Annotated in this window: 18 protein-coding genes; 7 read left to right on the top strand and 11 right to left on the bottom strand. The window is 59.5% G+C overall.

Features of this window, described 5'->3' with window-relative positions:
- Positions 1-223: 223 nt before the first annotated feature.
- The 7 genes from AC2FHX_RS14545 to rbfA all read right to left on the bottom strand — a co-directional run bounded on the left by AC2FHX_RS14545 (position 224) and on the right by rbfA (position 5,266).
- Positions 224-433: a hypothetical protein gene (locus tag AC2FHX_RS14545; protein WP_142640013.1), complete on the bottom strand. Its 210-nt coding sequence runs from the start codon at positions 431-433 to the stop codon at positions 224-226.
- A gap of 689 nt (positions 434-1,122) precedes the next feature.
- Positions 1,123-1,392: a 30S ribosomal protein S15 gene (rpsO, locus tag AC2FHX_RS14540; RefSeq protein ID WP_142640015.1), complete on the bottom strand. Its 270-nt coding sequence runs from the start codon at positions 1,390-1,392 to the stop codon at positions 1,123-1,125.
- A gap of 145 nt (positions 1,393-1,537) precedes the next feature.
- Positions 1,538-2,551: a calcium-binding protein gene (locus tag AC2FHX_RS14535; protein WP_496702575.1), complete on the bottom strand. Its 1,014-nt coding sequence runs from the start codon at positions 2,549-2,551 to the stop codon at positions 1,538-1,540.
- Positions 2,552-2,645: 94 nt separating this feature from the next.
- On the bottom strand, positions 2,646-3,149 hold the full coding sequence (locus AC2FHX_RS14530) for a DUF1643 domain-containing protein (RefSeq protein ID WP_271952111.1): 504 nt from the start codon (positions 3,147-3,149) through the stop codon (positions 2,646-2,648).
- A 21-nt stretch (positions 3,150-3,170) separates the two neighbouring features.
- On the bottom strand, positions 3,171-4,076 hold the full coding sequence (gene truB, locus AC2FHX_RS14525) for a tRNA pseudouridine(55) synthase TruB (protein ID WP_496702577.1): 906 nt from the start codon (positions 4,074-4,076) through the stop codon (positions 3,171-3,173).
- A gap of 60 nt (positions 4,077-4,136) precedes the next feature.
- Positions 4,137-4,874 carry a phosphodiester glycosidase family protein gene (locus AC2FHX_RS14520; RefSeq protein ID WP_496702579.1) on the bottom strand — a complete coding sequence of 246 codons (738 nt, stop codon included), beginning with the start codon at positions 4,872-4,874 and terminating at the stop codon, positions 4,137-4,139.
- Complete coding sequence (gene rbfA, locus AC2FHX_RS14515) at positions 4,871-5,266, bottom strand: 30S ribosome-binding factor RbfA (protein WP_142640024.1); 396 nt, start codon at positions 5,264-5,266, stop codon at positions 4,871-4,873. Before rbfA ends, AC2FHX_RS14520 begins: the two co-directional genes overlap by 4 nt.
- Positions 5,267-5,357: 91 nt before the next feature.
- Between rbfA and dapB the strand changes: the two genes are divergently transcribed.
- Positions 5,358-6,167 carry a 4-hydroxy-tetrahydrodipicolinate reductase gene (dapB, locus tag AC2FHX_RS14510; RefSeq protein WP_142640026.1) on the top strand — a complete coding sequence of 270 codons (810 nt, stop codon included), beginning with the start codon at positions 5,358-5,360 and terminating at the stop codon, positions 6,165-6,167.
- 25 nt (positions 6,168-6,192) lie between these two features.
- Here dapB and AC2FHX_RS14505 read toward each other — a convergent pair whose 3' ends face one another.
- Genes AC2FHX_RS14505 through tmpA form a run of 3 tightly spaced genes read right to left on the bottom strand, consistent with a single transcriptional unit; the run spans position 6,193 to position 8,581 of the window.
- Positions 6,193-6,861, bottom strand: a complete 669-nt coding sequence (locus AC2FHX_RS14505) for an ureidoglycolate lyase (protein WP_496702581.1) — start codon at positions 6,859-6,861, stop codon at positions 6,193-6,195.
- Positions 6,858-7,448 carry a (R)-1-hydroxy-2-trimethylaminoethylphosphonate oxygenase gene (tmpB, locus tag AC2FHX_RS14500; protein WP_142640030.1) on the bottom strand — a complete coding sequence of 197 codons (591 nt, stop codon included), beginning with the start codon at positions 7,446-7,448 and terminating at the stop codon, positions 6,858-6,860. The genes AC2FHX_RS14505 and tmpB overlap by 4 nt, the downstream gene beginning before the upstream one ends.
- Positions 7,445-8,581, bottom strand: coding sequence for a 2-trimethylaminoethylphosphonate dioxygenase (gene tmpA / locus AC2FHX_RS14495; protein WP_282022384.1), 1,137 nt, complete (start codon positions 8,579-8,581; stop codon positions 7,445-7,447). The genes tmpB and tmpA overlap by 4 nt, the downstream gene beginning before the upstream one ends.
- Before the next feature lie 98 nt (positions 8,582-8,679).
- On the opposite strand from tmpA, the gene AC2FHX_RS14490 reads away from it, so the two are divergent.
- The gene (locus tag AC2FHX_RS14490) at positions 8,680-9,537 is read left to right on the top strand and encodes a LysR family transcriptional regulator (RefSeq protein ID WP_496702583.1); all 858 of its coding nucleotides are present in this window, start codon (positions 8,680-8,682) and stop codon (positions 9,535-9,537) included.
- On the opposite strand, the gene AC2FHX_RS14485 is transcribed toward AC2FHX_RS14490, so the two are convergent.
- Entirely contained in the window at positions 9,538-9,720 is a 183-nt protein-coding gene (locus tag AC2FHX_RS14485) for a DUF1674 domain-containing protein (RefSeq protein WP_271952127.1), read from the bottom strand. It lies immediately after the preceding gene.
- An 89-nt stretch (positions 9,721-9,809) separates the two neighbouring features.
- On the opposite strand from AC2FHX_RS14485, the gene AC2FHX_RS14480 reads away from it, so the two are divergent.
- The 5 genes from AC2FHX_RS14480 (at position 9,810) to AC2FHX_RS14460 (ending at position 15,547) form a co-directional block, all read left to right on the top strand.
- Complete coding sequence (locus AC2FHX_RS14480) at positions 9,810-11,066, top strand: RsmB/NOP family class I SAM-dependent RNA methyltransferase (protein WP_271952129.1); 1,257 nt, start codon at positions 9,810-9,812, stop codon at positions 11,064-11,066.
- Positions 11,067-11,156: 90 nt separating this feature from the next.
- Positions 11,157-12,896 carry a heparinase II/III family protein gene (locus AC2FHX_RS14475; RefSeq protein ID WP_496693042.1) on the top strand — a complete coding sequence of 580 codons (1,740 nt, stop codon included), beginning with the start codon at positions 11,157-11,159 and terminating at the stop codon, positions 12,894-12,896.
- A gap of 22 nt (positions 12,897-12,918) precedes the next feature.
- The gene (gene purH, locus AC2FHX_RS14470) at positions 12,919-14,508 is read left to right on the top strand and encodes a bifunctional phosphoribosylaminoimidazolecarboxamide formyltransferase/IMP cyclohydrolase (RefSeq protein ID WP_496702586.1); all 1,590 of its coding nucleotides are present in this window, start codon (positions 12,919-12,921) and stop codon (positions 14,506-14,508) included.
- The gene (lspA, locus tag AC2FHX_RS14465; RefSeq protein WP_496693040.1) at positions 14,508-14,978 is read left to right on the top strand and encodes a signal peptidase II; all 471 of its coding nucleotides are present in this window, start codon (positions 14,508-14,510) and stop codon (positions 14,976-14,978) included. The genes purH and lspA overlap by 1 nt, the downstream gene beginning before the upstream one ends.
- A gap of 50 nt (positions 14,979-15,028) precedes the next feature.
- Complete coding sequence (locus AC2FHX_RS14460) at positions 15,029-15,547, top strand: DUF3035 domain-containing protein (RefSeq protein ID WP_271952136.1); 519 nt, start codon at positions 15,029-15,031, stop codon at positions 15,545-15,547.
- The last annotated feature ends 62 nt before the right edge of the window (positions 15,548-15,609 follow it).

The following is a 15,609-nucleotide window of genomic DNA, read 5'->3' as shown; positions in this document are numbered from 1 at the left end:
TGGATAAGGGTTTGGCCCTGATCGGTGCAGATGTGGCCGAATACAGTCTGAGTCAGGTAAAATTTGGGGAGGACTTGTGTGGCTAACGATGTTGGTGGAGCCACTGATTACGGGTGAGATCGGACCGTATTGGCCCCGTCTCCAGCTTAAAGAAGAAGATCCATTCTATTATGATCGTGCAGAAAGCGGTTTTCATATATCCGGGATCAAAGCGGGTCTGGGCCTATTGCAACGAATCTTCTTTGCTACGCGGTTGGGGAGACCCCAGTTCTTCTTCTTTCAGTATGCCGCGGAGGATTGCGGCAGTTTCCACCTCGGACATTCTTTTTACGATGCCATCTGTGCCAGAGACCATTGTTGACTTTTTTTCTGATTTAGGAGCCTGGGAAAGATTAGCTGCAAAAACGCGGTTCAAAACTGATTTTAGAGGCATTGTTAAACTCCAGTAAAATAGTCGTCAGACACTGTCGCTGCGGGCCAGTCCGAACCACGAGGGTGGGAGGGCTCAAAGACCGTTTGCCGTGAGTGTGTACCCGCAGCGACAGGCGGCATTTAGGAACCGACCGATCCTGTGCAAAGGGGGAAGATATTGGCCTTTCGCGTCATTTTTTGACTCTCTGATAAAAAAACACGACGTTGCTTACGTTTACGTCAACTTTCTAAACCAGCGCTGAGATTCTGCGACGCAACGTCACAATTTGACACCTGTTCATCACGGGCAAATTCAACGGTCCTGAAGGCAAAAAAGCGGCCGTCTTTAGAGGCGATTCTATCGTGTAAGCAGGCGGAACCGTGGCTCCCAATAAAAACGGGCGCGCCCATTGTGGGCGCGCCTTGAAAAGGGAGGACTATGAAAAACCTAACGCTCGAAAAAAAATAAGCGCCTACTCACTACAGTTCCTAGACTGCAGCGATTTGAGCAGCTTGTCGGTGAAGTGGATCACACGGCGCGAAAAAAGTTTCCATCGTCCGAGATGTTGTCGTGATCTGTCATCGAGAATGCAGCGAAAGGCTTTGCTTCAAGGTCGGAGAGAACCCCAAAACCAAATACGCCCGCCGAATGGCGAGCGTATCATGATCTATTGGCTTTTCAGCGCCTGTATCAAAAACAGCAGCGCGCGCTTAGCGGCGGATGCCCAGCTTTTTGATCAGGTCCTGGTACCGTGCTTCTTCTTTGCCCTTCAGATAGTCCAGCAGCTTACGGCGCTGGGCAACCATCTTCAGAAGACCACGGCGACCGTGGTTATCTTTCTTGTGGGTCTTGAAGTGCTCGGTCAGGGTGGTGATGCGCGAGGTCAGGATGGCAACCTGGACTTCTGGCGAACCGGTATCGCCGTCCTTGGTTGCGAATTCTTTCATGACGCGATCTTTTTCAGCGGCAGTAATCGACATCGGGGTCTCCTTTGAAAAGGTTAGGGTTGATGGCACAGGCCGGGATGTCGTCCAGCGCAGGCCCATGGAGAAAACCGCATCGATTCCGACACGGATGCGCGCGTATAGGCGCATTTGCGGTCAATGGCAAAGGGATTCTGGAAATTCAGCCCAGCGCGCTGAGCTGCGCCAGATCGCCTGAGGATATCAGTTGGATGTCATCGGCGCTGACACCGTCTGCCCCGATCAGCTGCACCACGTTCTGCCCGTCGACAATTACATGGGTCAGGTTCTCGTCTTCGGTGTCTGTCTTGATCTGAATGTCCGGGTTTTCTTGACCTTCCCATGAGATCAGCAGCTTGTCTTGACCGGGCTGAAAATCCATGACGGTGACGGCGTCATCATCCGCTTCGGGCGAAACCACGATGTCATCGTCACCTTCGCCCCCGGTTACGATATCACCGCCTTCGGCAAGGATCGTATCATCCCCGGCGCCACCGTTCAGGAAATCCAGCGCGTTGGTGTCCTCTCCATCCTGACCGTCCAGAATATCGTCGCCATCACCGCCGAACAGCACGTCCTCGCCTTCGCCACCGCTCAACCGGTCATCACCATAGCCGCCATGCAGCGCATCATCGCCCTGACCACCGGTCAGAATGTCGTCGTCCTGCCCGCCATACAGCTCATCCGCGCCGATCCCGCCGTCCAGGTGATCCGCGCCGTAATGCCCATAAAGGACATCATCCCCCTCATCGCCGGAAATCTGATCGTCGCCCGCTTCGCCGTGAATGACATCCTGGCCAGTGCCGCCAAAGATCGAATCTGCACCTGTTCCCCCATGCAGGGTGTCATCGCCTTCGCCACCATAAATCGTGTCATCCCCCGCATATCCATTGATCTGATCGTCGCCGTCCTGGCCGGTCAGGATGTCCAGATCCTCGGTACCCGCGATGATCATGTCGCCCTCGATTTCGGATATGATCGTCCCGGTCGAAATCTCGGGCGCTTCGGGTTCCTCGACATTCTCACCGACGTCAAGGAATTCGCCGGTTTCGACCGCAGGAGGCTGGTCGTCGACGACATCGTCCTCACCGGGATCTTCATCTATGTCAAAGACATCGCCGATGGCATAGGCGGCCCCGCCGACAGCTGCCAGACTCAGCAATCCGATCAGAAACATGACAACCTCCTTGAACGCATTGCTTCGAGGGTGAAATGTCTCATGCAATCAGGGCTTTGGTCAAAGCCTAGCTGAGCTTGTGGTTAACCCTTTGTCACCAGGGTTCGGGGTTTTGCGTGTAAGCGATATAGAGCGGATGCTTGGGGTGGCCGTCCTTGGTAAGCCCAAGGTGGTACATCGGCTGACCGGTGCCGCGCAGCAGGGTTTCGACGGCGGTGCCTCGATCCAAATGCGCGCCATGGGTGCCCCAGGCAGCGATGACCTGATCGGCCCAGTCCACGCCATTCAGAATGGCCATGTCATTCTCAGGCCCCACCGGATCGGCAGCGGCCCGCATCTTGCGTGGATCAGTATCGCGCCATGCAAAGATATTAGTGACCTGAAACGCGCCGAACCCCAGCGCGCGCGCCCGGCGTTCGCAGCGTTCAACCGTGGGATCGTTCTGCACCTCGGTCGCGGTGGACGGATTCAGCATCACAAACAGCGCCTTGCGCCCGGCCGGATCCCAGATGCGCGTCAGGCTATAGCGGTATCTCTCGCAATCTGAATAAACAGCGGTCGAGGGCGCGTCGCCCTTGGTATGTGTGCGCGTGATCATGGGTTTCGACTAGCACGCAGATTACGTGACGAACACCCGGCTGGGATGCAGTTCGCCGGATTTATAGATGCCGACCGCCACCGCCTGACCATCCAGCGAGGCCCAGGCCTCATCCCCGTATTCCACATCGGACGCCAGAACCATACCAGGGTTGCCGTTACGCAGACGGGTCGCACCTTCGGGGGTGCATTTCAGTTCGGGCAGGTCCGATAGGCCAGTTTCCAGCGGGTGCAGGTAATCATCCAGCGCGGTGGTTTTGGCCATCTCGTCGATCTGTTCAATGCTCAGTCCGTCTTTGGTCTCGAACGGGCCGGACCAGATACGGCGCAGCTCGCGGACATGGCCGTAGCATCCCAGCGCCGCCCCCAGATCGCGGGCGATCGATCGGACATAACCGCCCTTGCCGCAAGTCATTTCCAGCATGACGTGGTCGTCGTCGGGGCGGTCGACTAGAACCAGCTCTTCGACCCACAGAGGGCGCGCAGCCAGTTCCACATCCTCGCCATCGCGGGCCAGTTTATAGGCACGCTGCCCGTCGATCTTCACCGCCGAGAATTTCGGCGGGACTTGCATGATTTCACCGATAAAGGGCGCGAGGGCCTCTTTGATGTCATCATCCGAAGGGCGCGCATCGCTGCTTGCGATTACCTCGCCCTCGGCGTCATCGGTATTGGTGGCCTGACCCAGTCGCACGGTGAAGGTATAGGCCTTGAGTGCGTCGGTGATATAGGGAACGGTCTTGGTCGCCTCACCCAACGCCACGGCCAGAACTCCGGTAGCCTCGGGGTCCAGCGTGCCCGCATGGCCCGCTTTTTTCGCGTCCATCGCCCAACGCACCTTGTTGACCACGGCGGTCGAGGTCATGCCTGCGGGCTTGTCCACCACCAGCCAACCGGAAATGTCGCGACCCTTGCGTTTGCGTCCCATTGTGCACCTTGTTCTTTGCTGAGACGCGCGAGTTAGCGGATCGGTCGGGCCCTGTCAATTTCAGGGCGTGTCTTCGACCACACCAACAATCGGCCCCAGTGAAAACCCGACATCGGATCGATTATTCGCCCGGTCATACATACGTGAGATATTGCCATCAAAGAACAGCGCATTCGGGGTTTCCAGTACGTCGCGGAACAGGCTGCCGAATTGGTGGAAGGTTACGTAATCTTCGGAAATGGCAAACACTGCGCGGGCGCCATCATCGCTGGTACCCACACCATTGCGCACATAAACCGACGTCGAATCAGGCAGAAACCTTGGGTGCAGCTCTCCGCCGATGACCAGCATCGGGCCGGATTGGCTGGCAAAGCGGCATTCGGGGGCCTGTTCAATGAAATCCAGCGTTTCAAACACGTCGGCGCGGCCCTCGCGGATGCAGAACACCCCGTTGGGCAGAAGGCCGAAGTTTCCGGGACCGGGGTTCGGGATCACACGCATCTGCTCCTGCCCGTCCTCGACATAATGGCCGACGGGCGAGCGGTCGTCGTGATACATGCCTGCGTTCATCGCAAAGGCCAGACGCTTGCCAACGGGCTCCAGCGCCTCATTCACCGCCGAGAAATGCCCTAGCAGGTCGCCATTCTCGTCATTGAGGAACAAGCGCATGTCCTCATTCGCGGCATCCACCTCGCAGACAGTGTAGCGTTTGTCACTATGCGTGACCTTTTCGCATGTCACTGCCCCGGCTTGCGCCGCCCACAGGAAAGCGACCAAAGTGACAAATGCCCGGATCACTCGTCGAGATCGCGGCGCACCGCGTCCTGATCGAACATGCGGCGGGTGTCATCCAGACGGTCGAATGTGTCATCCAGCCGGAATCGCAGATCGGGGGAGAATTTCAGCCCGACCTTTTTACCAACCATGCGCCGCAGCTCGTGTTTGTTGCGAGCCAGCAGTTCGATCACATCCTCCTGCCCTTTGCCGCCCAGGGGCAGCACAAAGGCGGTGGCGATCTTCAGATCGGGCGAGGTGCGCACCTCACCCACAGTGATTGACATGCGATTCAGGTCGGGATCGTGGACATCTCCGCGCGCCAGAACCTCGGACAGGGTGCGGCGGATCAGTTCGCCGACACGCAGCTGTCGTTGGGACGGGCCGGGGCCATCGTGGAATTTGTTCTTAGCCATATCCCCGATCTAAGCGCAAAGCGGGGCTTTGCCAAGCGGGTGCGAACCGGGTAGGAGGCTTTGAGCCAATCAATGCAAAAGGACCAGCGCAATGACCCATATTCCGGGGATCGTCATCACAGGGGCTTCGGGCCGTATGGGTCAGATGTTGATCAGGACCGTGACCGACAGTGATCAGGCCCGCCTGGTCGGCGTGGTCGAGCGCACGGGTCATGATTGGGTTGGGCAGGATGTGGGCGTGGCCATGGGCGGTGCAGCGCTGGGCGTCACGGTGACCGACGATCCGCTGGAGGCCTTTGCCCAGGCGCAGGCCGTGATTGATTTCACCGCACCCGAGGCGACGCTGGAATTCGCCGCGTTGGCAGCGCAGGCGCGCTGTGTGCATGTGATCGGCACCACCGGGATGAGTGACGAGCAGATAGCCGCTCTGGAGCCGGCCTCACGTCATGCGGTGATCGTGCGGGCGGGAAATATGAGCCTGGGTGTGAACCTGCTGGTACAGCTGACCAAAAAGGTCGCTGCCGCGTTGGATGAAGATTTCGATATTGAGGTGATCGAAGGGCATCACCACCACAAGGTCGATGCGCCCTCGGGCACCGCGCTGATGCTGGGCGAGGCCGCTGCCGAAGGGCGCGGTGTAGATCTGGCTGAGGTGTCTGATCGGGGCCGCGATGGTATGACCGGCGCGCGCAAGCGGGGCGATATCGGGTTCCATGCCATTCGCGGCGGCGACATCGTGGGTGAGCATGACGTGCTATTCGCAGCACCGGGCGAACGCATCGTGCTGCGCCACCTGGCCACTGACCGCGCCATTTTCGCGCGCGGCGCCCTGAAAGCCGCACTTTGGGGGCAGGGTAAAGCGCCTGGCCAATATGACATGGTGGACGTTCTGGGGCTTTGACACCGCCCGGGAGCCGACAGACCGCTTACATCTCTCGGATCTTATCTGCGCGTAAAGGGCAGGCGAGATAGACGCCGAATTCTTTGCCGATATCCGCACTGACCCGCGCGTGAACCTTGCCCTGCCGATCCAGAAAACGCTGATTGTCCTCGACCGGGAATATCCCCTCGTGCCAGATGCCAGGATGGATATACAGCCCGCGTGACCCATCACACCAAAAGGCCACCACCTTTTCCGGTGTCAGATTGTCGCCCGGCAATGCGGCAGGGATGATGAAAGGCTTTTTGTCGATCGGCCAGAACATCTGTCCGCCATCGGGGTGATAGTTCATGTGCCAAAGCAGAACTTGATCACGCGGAGCAGTTTGCCGGTTGGCGTTGGCCTGTTGCGGATCAGTGGACCAGCCGAGGACATAGTGGCCGTTGACCGCTTCGTTCTCACCGTAAAGGACGTCCCCTTTCCACTCACCATGAAATGTGCCTTCGACCCAACCGGCCTCATCACCGGTACCTTCGTCGATGGACCGCCAACCCTGTTGCGGCCAACGGACGATTTCAATTTCGAATTCTTCGGGGTCGTCGACCAGACAGCCATAGTCCTTGACCGACTTGTCTGTAGCACGGATCAAGGGGACCTCGTGCCAAGGCAGGGAGGGTTTGGTGTTGGCCTCAAAAATGTATTCTGGGGCGTTCATGTGAGCTCCTGATATTTTTCGACCATTCGCTGCACCATCGGCGCAAAATGGTTGAAATCGGGGGTTTCCATGTCTGCACGTTTACCTGCTTCGTCCAGATAACGCACCTGAATGATCTCTTTCAGGTTCGGGTTCTGCTCGAATTCGGCAACTTCTCTGGCACTCATCGGCCCGCCTTGCAGTTCCAGTGTATGAACCGAAGCCGTGGACAGGCGGTTGAAATATTCGGGCTTGGTAGCGCAAAGATACCGTTTGGCCGCCACGTGATAGCGGCAGCAATCGGTGATGACTGACGGAAAGAACTGTTCCAGCACCTCGGCGCCTGCATCTTCGTGATGGCGGTCTTCGGTGTCGTCGGGGTGGTACGTGCCGAATTCGGATGTGAAATGACCGATATCATGCAGCAATGCCCCTACGATGATCTCTTCGGGCATGCCGTTCTGTTCGGCAATGGTCGCGCCCTGCAGCATGTGTTCTGCCATGGTGACGGGTTCGCCCAGATATTCCTCGCCGCCGCGGCGGTCAAAGATATCCCCGATGAAGGCCACGATATTGTCGGGGGTCAGGGTCGAGAAATCAGGTTTCATTCCGCCGCCTCCAGTGTCGCCAGTTCCATCGCCGCCAGGGTTGACAGTAAGCCGTCCTTGTCGGCGTAGCAGCCTTGCAACCACCGCGATCCGGCGCCGGAATAGCCCAGACGCGCGTGCAGGACGCGGGTGTTGTCAACGATGAAGCTTTCACCCGGCTCCAGCTTGAACGACACGCCCATGGCCGGATCGTCGATTATCTCACCCAACTGGCGATAGGCGGCGTAATAGGCCTCCATCAGATCGAAAGGGATGTCCACAAACGGAGCCGACGAGCGGTTGTTAAAGCGGATACCGATCAACTCGCCATCGGGCGATAGCTCAATCATTGGGCGGCGCGACCGCAGGCAGACCCCGTCCGAGCCCTTGTATTCGAACCGCGCCGGGAAACCTGCCAACAGCGCAAATCCATCGGGGTTCTGATCGCGCAGTTTTTCCGCCGCCCGGAACCCGTCCACAACAATGGAATCGCCACCCTCGGCGCTGTTCTCCAGGCAGTACAGGATCTGCAATGTCGGTACCGGGTCGCGATAAGGGTTGTCCGTGTGCGCCTGCAGGCCAAGCCCTGTAAAGGCCAGGTTGGTCGGGTTCACCTCGGTTCGAACCTCGAAATAGGGGCCATAGTTGGTCTGACGGACGTATCCGAACAGATCAGCCACCTTCAACAGGGATTCCGGTTCGGTCGGGCCACTGGTCAGTTTGGCAAACCCGTATTCGGCGACCATTGCCAGCCAGCCGCGCTTGGCTGCGGGGTTGGCGTGGACGTCGCTCCAGTCGGCGCTGGGCGCGTCGAGCCCTTGCTCCCAGGTGGTGATCCCGGGCGCGGTGCGGCCAAAGGTGCGGCTGTCCTCTTGGTCATAGCTATGCGCAGCCAGCCAATCGGCGGGGAAAGTGACAGTCTTGTTTTCGGGTTGAAATGTGACAGTGAGGTCGCCGTTGGCCACTGAGGCAGCGCTGACCATGGTATCGGCGGGGATATCGCCAATGGTGATCAGGCGCTGTCCGTTGCCCGGTGCCCGTGTGTCAGGATCAAGCGCGTTGTCGCGTAGCCAGATGGCGTGAAAGCGGGCACTTGGGCCTGTATCGAATTCCACGGTGACGATTGACGGAGTATGGGTGGCAGAGCGCAGCATGGGGTTTCTCCTGTTCGCGCGGGCTTTGCTTGAGGATATACGCCCCCTGTGGCATTACGACAATTAATCCTTGTTGCTGCTGAGGCCTGGAAAAACTTATGGATAAAAAGAAGATCGGCTTGCCCCCTCTGGACTGGTTGCGCGTATTCGAAGCGGCGGGGCGGTTGGGTGGATTCTCGGCAGCGGCGCGCGAGTTCGGTCTAACGCAGGCTGCCGTCAGTCAGCGCATCGGCAACCTTGAGGCCTGGTTGGGCCGCACGCTGTTTGTGCGCGAGGCGCGCGGTGTATCGCTGACCGTCGAGGGCGAAAGCTATCTGCCGCTGGTTCAGGACAGCTTGCAGGCGCTCGAGCGCAATACCGAAGACCTTTTCGGAAAATCCCCGCGCGAATTGCGGGTGGCTGGCCTGTCGTCCCATATTAAAGCCCTCGTCATACCCGCTCTTGCACGTTTTCACGACCTGCGCCCCAAAGTTCGGGTGCTGACAGATTCTGTGGCGCGACGGTCTTCGTTGGATGAAGAAAGGACTTGGCTTCAAATCCGCTATGGGCGTGGGGCGTGGCCCGGGCGAGATGCCGAACTGATTGCGGCCGAAGTGCTAGTGCCGATGGCAGCGCCGGGTGTGGATTGGTCCGCGCCCTTGATTGATCTGCGCGGTGAAAGGCCCGGCTGGCGTGATTGGGCGAAAAACACCACTCAGACCGACCTGCCGCCCTCGAAAATGAGCTTCGATTCGATGGAACATGCGATTTCGGCGGCTCGGCAGGGTTTGGGCGTTGTGTTGGGATCCATGCCCTTGGCGCAATCAGACTTGCGAGCGGGGCGGTTGCGTCGACTGGATTTGCCCGAATTGAACGCAAAAGATGGCTATTGGCTGACCTGGCCCGAAGAGCGTGCGAAATCCAATAAGCAACGGGCGCTCATCGCGGATTTTCTGCAGGCACTGCGCGGGGATTGATCAGAAATCTATCGCGATGCCTTTCTTTTCCCAATCGCCATAACGTGCAGGATCGGGGCCGTCGCGTCCGCCCAGCTCTTTGGGTTGCGCTTTTGCGTCGGCTTCGGCCTTGCGGCGGCGGTCCTCCGCCTCGGCCAGCGCGCGTTGGGCGGCAGGCGGCAGGTCTTTGGGCTCGTCATTCATGACATCGGGTTCCTTTCAGTGCATTGGCTTGATATACGCCCCCGTCCGCCCTTGGCAATGCGGACGAGGGTCACATCAAAGGCGATTCAATGTCCGATAACGCAACGGCCGCGCGACGCAGCGCAATCTACCTTCTGGATCAGATCTTGGGTGAGGGGCGGCTGATGTCAGAATGTCTGGCTGCAGGTGCGCTGGAGCGATTGGCACCAGAAGACCGGGCGCGGGCACAGCGGCTGGCGTTGCAAACGCTGCGTGGGCTCGAACGCGCCGACCGTCTGTTGGACAATCACCTGAACCGCACCCCCGCCCTGACCGTGCATAATGCCCTGCGTCTGGGAGCGGTTGAGCTGTGCCATGGCGAGGCAGCGCATGGCGTCGTAAATTCCATGGTTGAGATTGTCGGTCGCTCGCGCAAGCATGGGCGGCTCAAGGGGTTGGTGAACGCGGTTCTGCGCAAGGTCGCGGCGGAAGGGCCAGAGGCTTGGCCGAAAATGCGCGTGCCTCGCCTACCCGAGTGGCTGCGCGATCCGTTGATCATGGCCTGGGGTGCCGAGGCCGTGACCGGCATGGAGCTGGCGCATTTCGAGGGCGCGCCGCTGGATCTTTCGGTCAAGCCAGGGGCAACTGCGCCGGGTGAGGAACTGCCGACCGGATCAATGCGGATAAAGGATGCCGGGCAGGTTTCGGCCCTGCCGGGATATGATCGCGGCGATTGGTGGGTTCAGGATGCCGCCGCCGCGCTGCCCGCCCGTGTTCTGGCACCCAAGGCCGGAGAGAAAATTCTGGACCTATGCGCCGCGCCCGGTGGCAAGACGCTGCAGCTGGCGGCTGCGGGGGCGGATGTAACCGCACTCGATATCTCGGAATCGCGGCTGGAACGGGTGCGCGAGAACCTGACGCGCACCGGGCTGAAGGGCGAAGTCATCGCAGGCGACGCGCTGGAACACCAGGGCCAGTATGACGCCATCCTGCTGGACGCGCCCTGTTCTGCAACCGGCACGATCCGCCGCCATTCCGATCTGCCCTTTGCCAAGGATGGTTCGGAATTCGGCGCACTGATCGAGCTGCAAACGCAGATGCTTGCCCATGCCTGGACCTTGCTGAAACCCGGCGGGCGGCTGGTATACTGCACCTGTTCCCTGCTGCCGGATGAGGGCGAGGTGCAGGTCGAAGAGGCGCTGCAGATGTATCCGGACATGCAGGTGGACCGGGCCGCTTTGCAGGTCGCAGGGATCGAAACCAGCTGGATCACGGAAGAGGGCGGTTTGCGTCTGCGGCCTGACTATTGGCCGGGCACGGGCGGCATGGACGGGTTCTATATCGCCTGTCTGACGAAATCGACCTAAAGGCACGCTTTTCGATGACTTGACGATTGCTCCGGTCTATCGTTGGGTCTCAGGCGCCAGCAGAGCGCAAGGGGCAGAGTAACGAGCGTCATGTCAAATTCGGACACCATGGCAAACCGATGGTCGCGGTTTCAGAACCGGCTTTATGCGCGGCTCAGTCAGCGGCGCAAGGCCGTTACCGGATTTGTGGGCGATCCGGAACCACGCACGGTTGGATCATTTGCGCGCGGGCGTCAGTTGGTGGCTGGGAACCTGCTGTTCTCGGGCTATCTGGTTGAGGCGCAGGATACAGGCTTATGGGATGTCACCGCGCCCAGCACCGGATTCGATGATGAACGCCACGGTTTTGCCTGGCTGGATGATCTGGCGGCTGTTGGCGACATCCGGGCGCGCGAAAAGGCGCAACGCTGGGTCTGGGGCTGGATCGAAGCACATGGGCGCGGGCACGGGCCCGGTTGGGCACCTGATCTGACAGGCCGGCGAGTGATGCGTTGGATCAATCACGCGATCTTTTTGCTGCGCGGTGTGGATGAGCAACAAAGCAAGGTCTTTTTCAGTTCGCTATCTCAGCAGGCCTGGTTCCTGTCGAAACGCTGGCATGCTGCGACGCCTGGCCTGCCCCGGTTCGAGGCGCTAGCCGGTCTGGTGCAGGCTGGTTTGGCTTTGGAAGGGCTTGAGCAGATGGCAGAGCCCGCCCTGCGCGCTCTGGCGCGGGAATGTGACAGTCAGATAGATCAAAAAGGTGGTATCTCCACGCGCAACCCCGAGGAGCTGCTGGAAGTCTTCACGCTGCTCGCCTGGACATCGGCAGCACTTAGCGATTTGGGGCGGGGTACACCTGGGGCGCAGGCGAATGCGATTAAACGGATGGCCCCGACCATGCGTAATCTGCGTCATTCGGATGGTGCACTGGCCCGTTTCCACGGGGGCGGGCGCGGGGTCGAGGGTCGTCTGGATCAGGCTCTGGCGCAAAGCGGCGTCAGACCGCAGAGCGAGAACGGCCTGTCCATGGGATTTGCCCGTCTCTATGCGGCACGGACCAGTGTGATAATTGACGCCAGTTCGCCGCCCAAAGGGGATGCGTCATATAACGCACATGCGTCGACCTTGGCGTTCGAGCTGACCTCGGGCCGCCGACCTCTGATTGTGAATTGTGGGTCTGGGGAAACCTTTGGGCTGGAATGGCGTCGGGCCGGGCGCGCCACGCCGTCGCATTCGACACTTTGTCTTGACGGCTTTTCAAGTGCGCGTCTGACCTCAGCTGTTCCTGGTACGGAACGTGAAGGGCTGGTCGACGCGCCAAAGGATGTTCCGGTCGAGTTCGAAGACGCGTTCGAGGGAACCCGGTTCATGGCCGGGCACGATGGCTATACCAAAGTGTTCGGCCTGACCCACGCCCGAACGTTCGAGCTGCGCTTTGACGGGCGGGAGCTGACCGGCGAAGATATTCTGCTTACCACAAGTGACAGGGCCAAGCGGCAATTTGACAAGGCGCTGGATGCGTCGAACCTGACTGGTATCGGCTTTGACATACGGTTCCATCTGCATCCGGACGTGGATGCGGCGATAGATTTGGGCGGTGCGGCGGTGTCCATGGCGCTCAAAAGCGGTGAGATTTGGGTGTTCCGCCATGATGGTGTGGGGAAATTGTCAATCGAGCCAAGTGTTTATCTTGAAAAGGGCCGTTTGAAGCCACGCGCGACAAAACAGATCGTTCTATCTGGCCGCGCAATGGAGTATGCGACGCGCATCCGGTGGACGTTGAGCAAGGCGCAGGATACAGCCTTTGCCGTGCGCGACTTGCACCGGGACGAGCCCGAGTTTGACTGACGCCAAAAGGACCTTTGGACCCATGACCGATCTTCACCCCGTGCGCCGCGCGTTGCTTTCCGTATCCGACAAGACCGGGCTGATCGAGCTGGGTAAGGCGCTGGCCGACCGCGGGGTCGAGTTGTTGTCGACCGGCGGCACAGCAAAAGCGTTGCGCGATGCGGGGTTGGAGGTGAAGGATGTCAGCGAGATCACCGGTTTCCCCGAGATGATGGATGGCCGGGTCAAAACGCTGCACCCGATGGTGCATGGCGGCTTGCTGGCCTTGCGTGACAATGACACCCATGTCGCCGCGATGAACGAACACGGCATCGACGCGATCGACTTGCTGGTGGTGAACCTCTATCCGTTCGAGGCGACCGTGGCTAAAGGCGCTGGCTATGACGAATGTATCGAGAATATCGACATCGGCGGCCCGGCGATGATCCGCGCCGCGTCCAAGAACCACGCGTTTGTCAATGTCGTGGTCGATGTCGAGGATTACTCGTCGCTGTTGGATCAGCTGGACGAGAATTATGGCAAGACCGCATATGGTTTCCGTCAGTGGTTGGCCCAAAAGGCCTATGCCCGCACCGCTGCTTACGATACCGCCGTGTCGAACTGGATGGCTGATGCACTGCAGCTTGAGGCCCCCAAACGCCGCGCTTTTGCGGGCGAGTTGAAACAGACACTGCGCTATGGCGAGAACAGCCATCAGACCGCTGCATTTTATACCGACGGTACCAACCGACCCGGTGTGGCGACCGCCCTTCAGCATCAGGGCAAGGAACTGAGCTATAACAACATCAACGACACTGATGCGGCGTTTGAGCTGGTCGCGGAATTCGATCCCGTCAAGGGTGCGGCCTGTGCCATCATCAAACATGCCAACCCGTGTGGCGTTGCGACAGGAGGCACGCTGCTGGACGCCTATAAGGCCGCGTTCGACTGTGACCGTACCTCGGCCTTTGGCGGGATCGTGGCCCTGAATCAGCCGCTGGACGCTGAAACCGCGCAGGAGATCACAGGGATTTTCACCGAGGTTGTTATCGCACCTGGCGCCTCGGATGAGGCCAAGGCGATCTTTGCCGCCAAGAAAAACCTGCGCCTTCTGACGACCGAAGGCCTGCCGGATGTGACCGCCGGTGGCAAAACCGTGCGTCAGGTCGCGGGCGGTCTGTTGGTGCAAGACAAGGATAACGGTTTCGTCGGCATGGATGACCTGACGGTTGTCACCAAAAAGGCCCCGACGGATGAACAGATGCGCGACCTTCTGTTTGCCTGGAAGGTGGCAAAGCACGTGAAATCCAACGCCATCGTCTATGTTAAGGACGGCGCGACCGTGGGTGTCGGCGCTGGCCAGATGAGCCGCGTGGATTCGGCGCTGATCGCGGCCAAGAAGGCCGAGCGCATGGCCGATGTTCTGGGCCTGCCACAGCCGCTGACCATCGGCTCAGCGGTGGCGTCGGACGCGTTCTTCCCCTTTCCCGACGGTTTGATGGAGGCCGCAGAGGCCGGGGCCACCTGCGTGATTCAGCCTGGCGGCTCGATGCGGGATGACGACGTGATCGCCGCCGCAGATGAGGCCGGTCTGGCCATGGTCTTTACCGGCATGCGGCATTTCCGTCACTGATGCGTGCCCGATTGCTCCTCTGGGCGGCGCTGACCGCGTTTCTGATCGACCAGATCAGCAAGTACCTTGTCGTTCATGTGATGCGCGTGGCCGAAGAGCCGATCAGCGTTCTGCCGCCCTTTCTGGTGTTCAGATATGGCGAGAATCGCGGCATCAATTTCGGCCTGTTTCAGGGCAATGGCGACGCCGCGCGCTGGGCTCTGATCGGAGTTTCACTGGTGATTTCAGTGGGCGTGTTGATTTGGTTGATGCGCACGGCCCCCTCAAAGCTCATGTTGGTCTGTGGCGGCCTGCTGATCGGCGGTGCGCTTGGCAATGTGGTGGACCGCGTGTTGTACGGATATGTGCTGGATTTTCTGAACATGTCCTGCTGTGGTTTCGACAACCCCTATGTGTTCAATCTGGCCGATGTATTCATATTCGCAGGTGCGTTCGGGTTGGTGCTGTTTGATAGGAAAAAGCCCTCGTGACGCGGGTTTGGAAATACGATAAAAGCGCCTGAAACAGGCTGGAGACTTTCATGCGGTTGCCGCGTTCCATATTTGTTGTGACTATGAGTCTTGCGGTTGCGGGATGTTCGGATATCGGTCTGCGCCACCTCGAGCCGCCGGGCCCGGGCCCGGACGAGTTTGCGATTCTGCCGGTCAAACCTCTGACCCAGCCCGAGAACTACAACTCTTTGCCCGCACCGACACCGGGTGGCACCAACCTGACCGATGCCAATCCCACAGGGGATGCTATTGCCGCGCTGGGCGGGAATCCGGCTGCTTCGAATCCAAATACCGCTGTGCCTGCCTCTGATGGCGCGCTTGTCACGGCCTCCAGCCGATATGGCGTTCCGTCAAACACACGGCAGGTCGTCAACCAAGAAGATGCGGATTTCCGCAAGCGTCAGGGGCGTTGGACCCGTCTGCGGCTGTTCAACGTAGACCGATATTCGCAGGTTTACCGTCGCTGGGCTATAGATCCGAACAAGCAAACCCAGGCTGCGCGGAACGCTGGGATCGAAACGCCATCGGCGCCGCCGGTCAATGAATAATTCTTAACTTTCCGTCATCGGGGTTGAACCCGGGCGGCACCACCGTAGTTTGAACACCAGAA

This window comes from Ruegeria sp. CDSC042 (genome assembly GCF_059610745.1).
The sequence above is the reverse complement of the archived record's forward strand: the minus strand, read 5'-3'. Positions and strand labels throughout refer to the sequence as shown.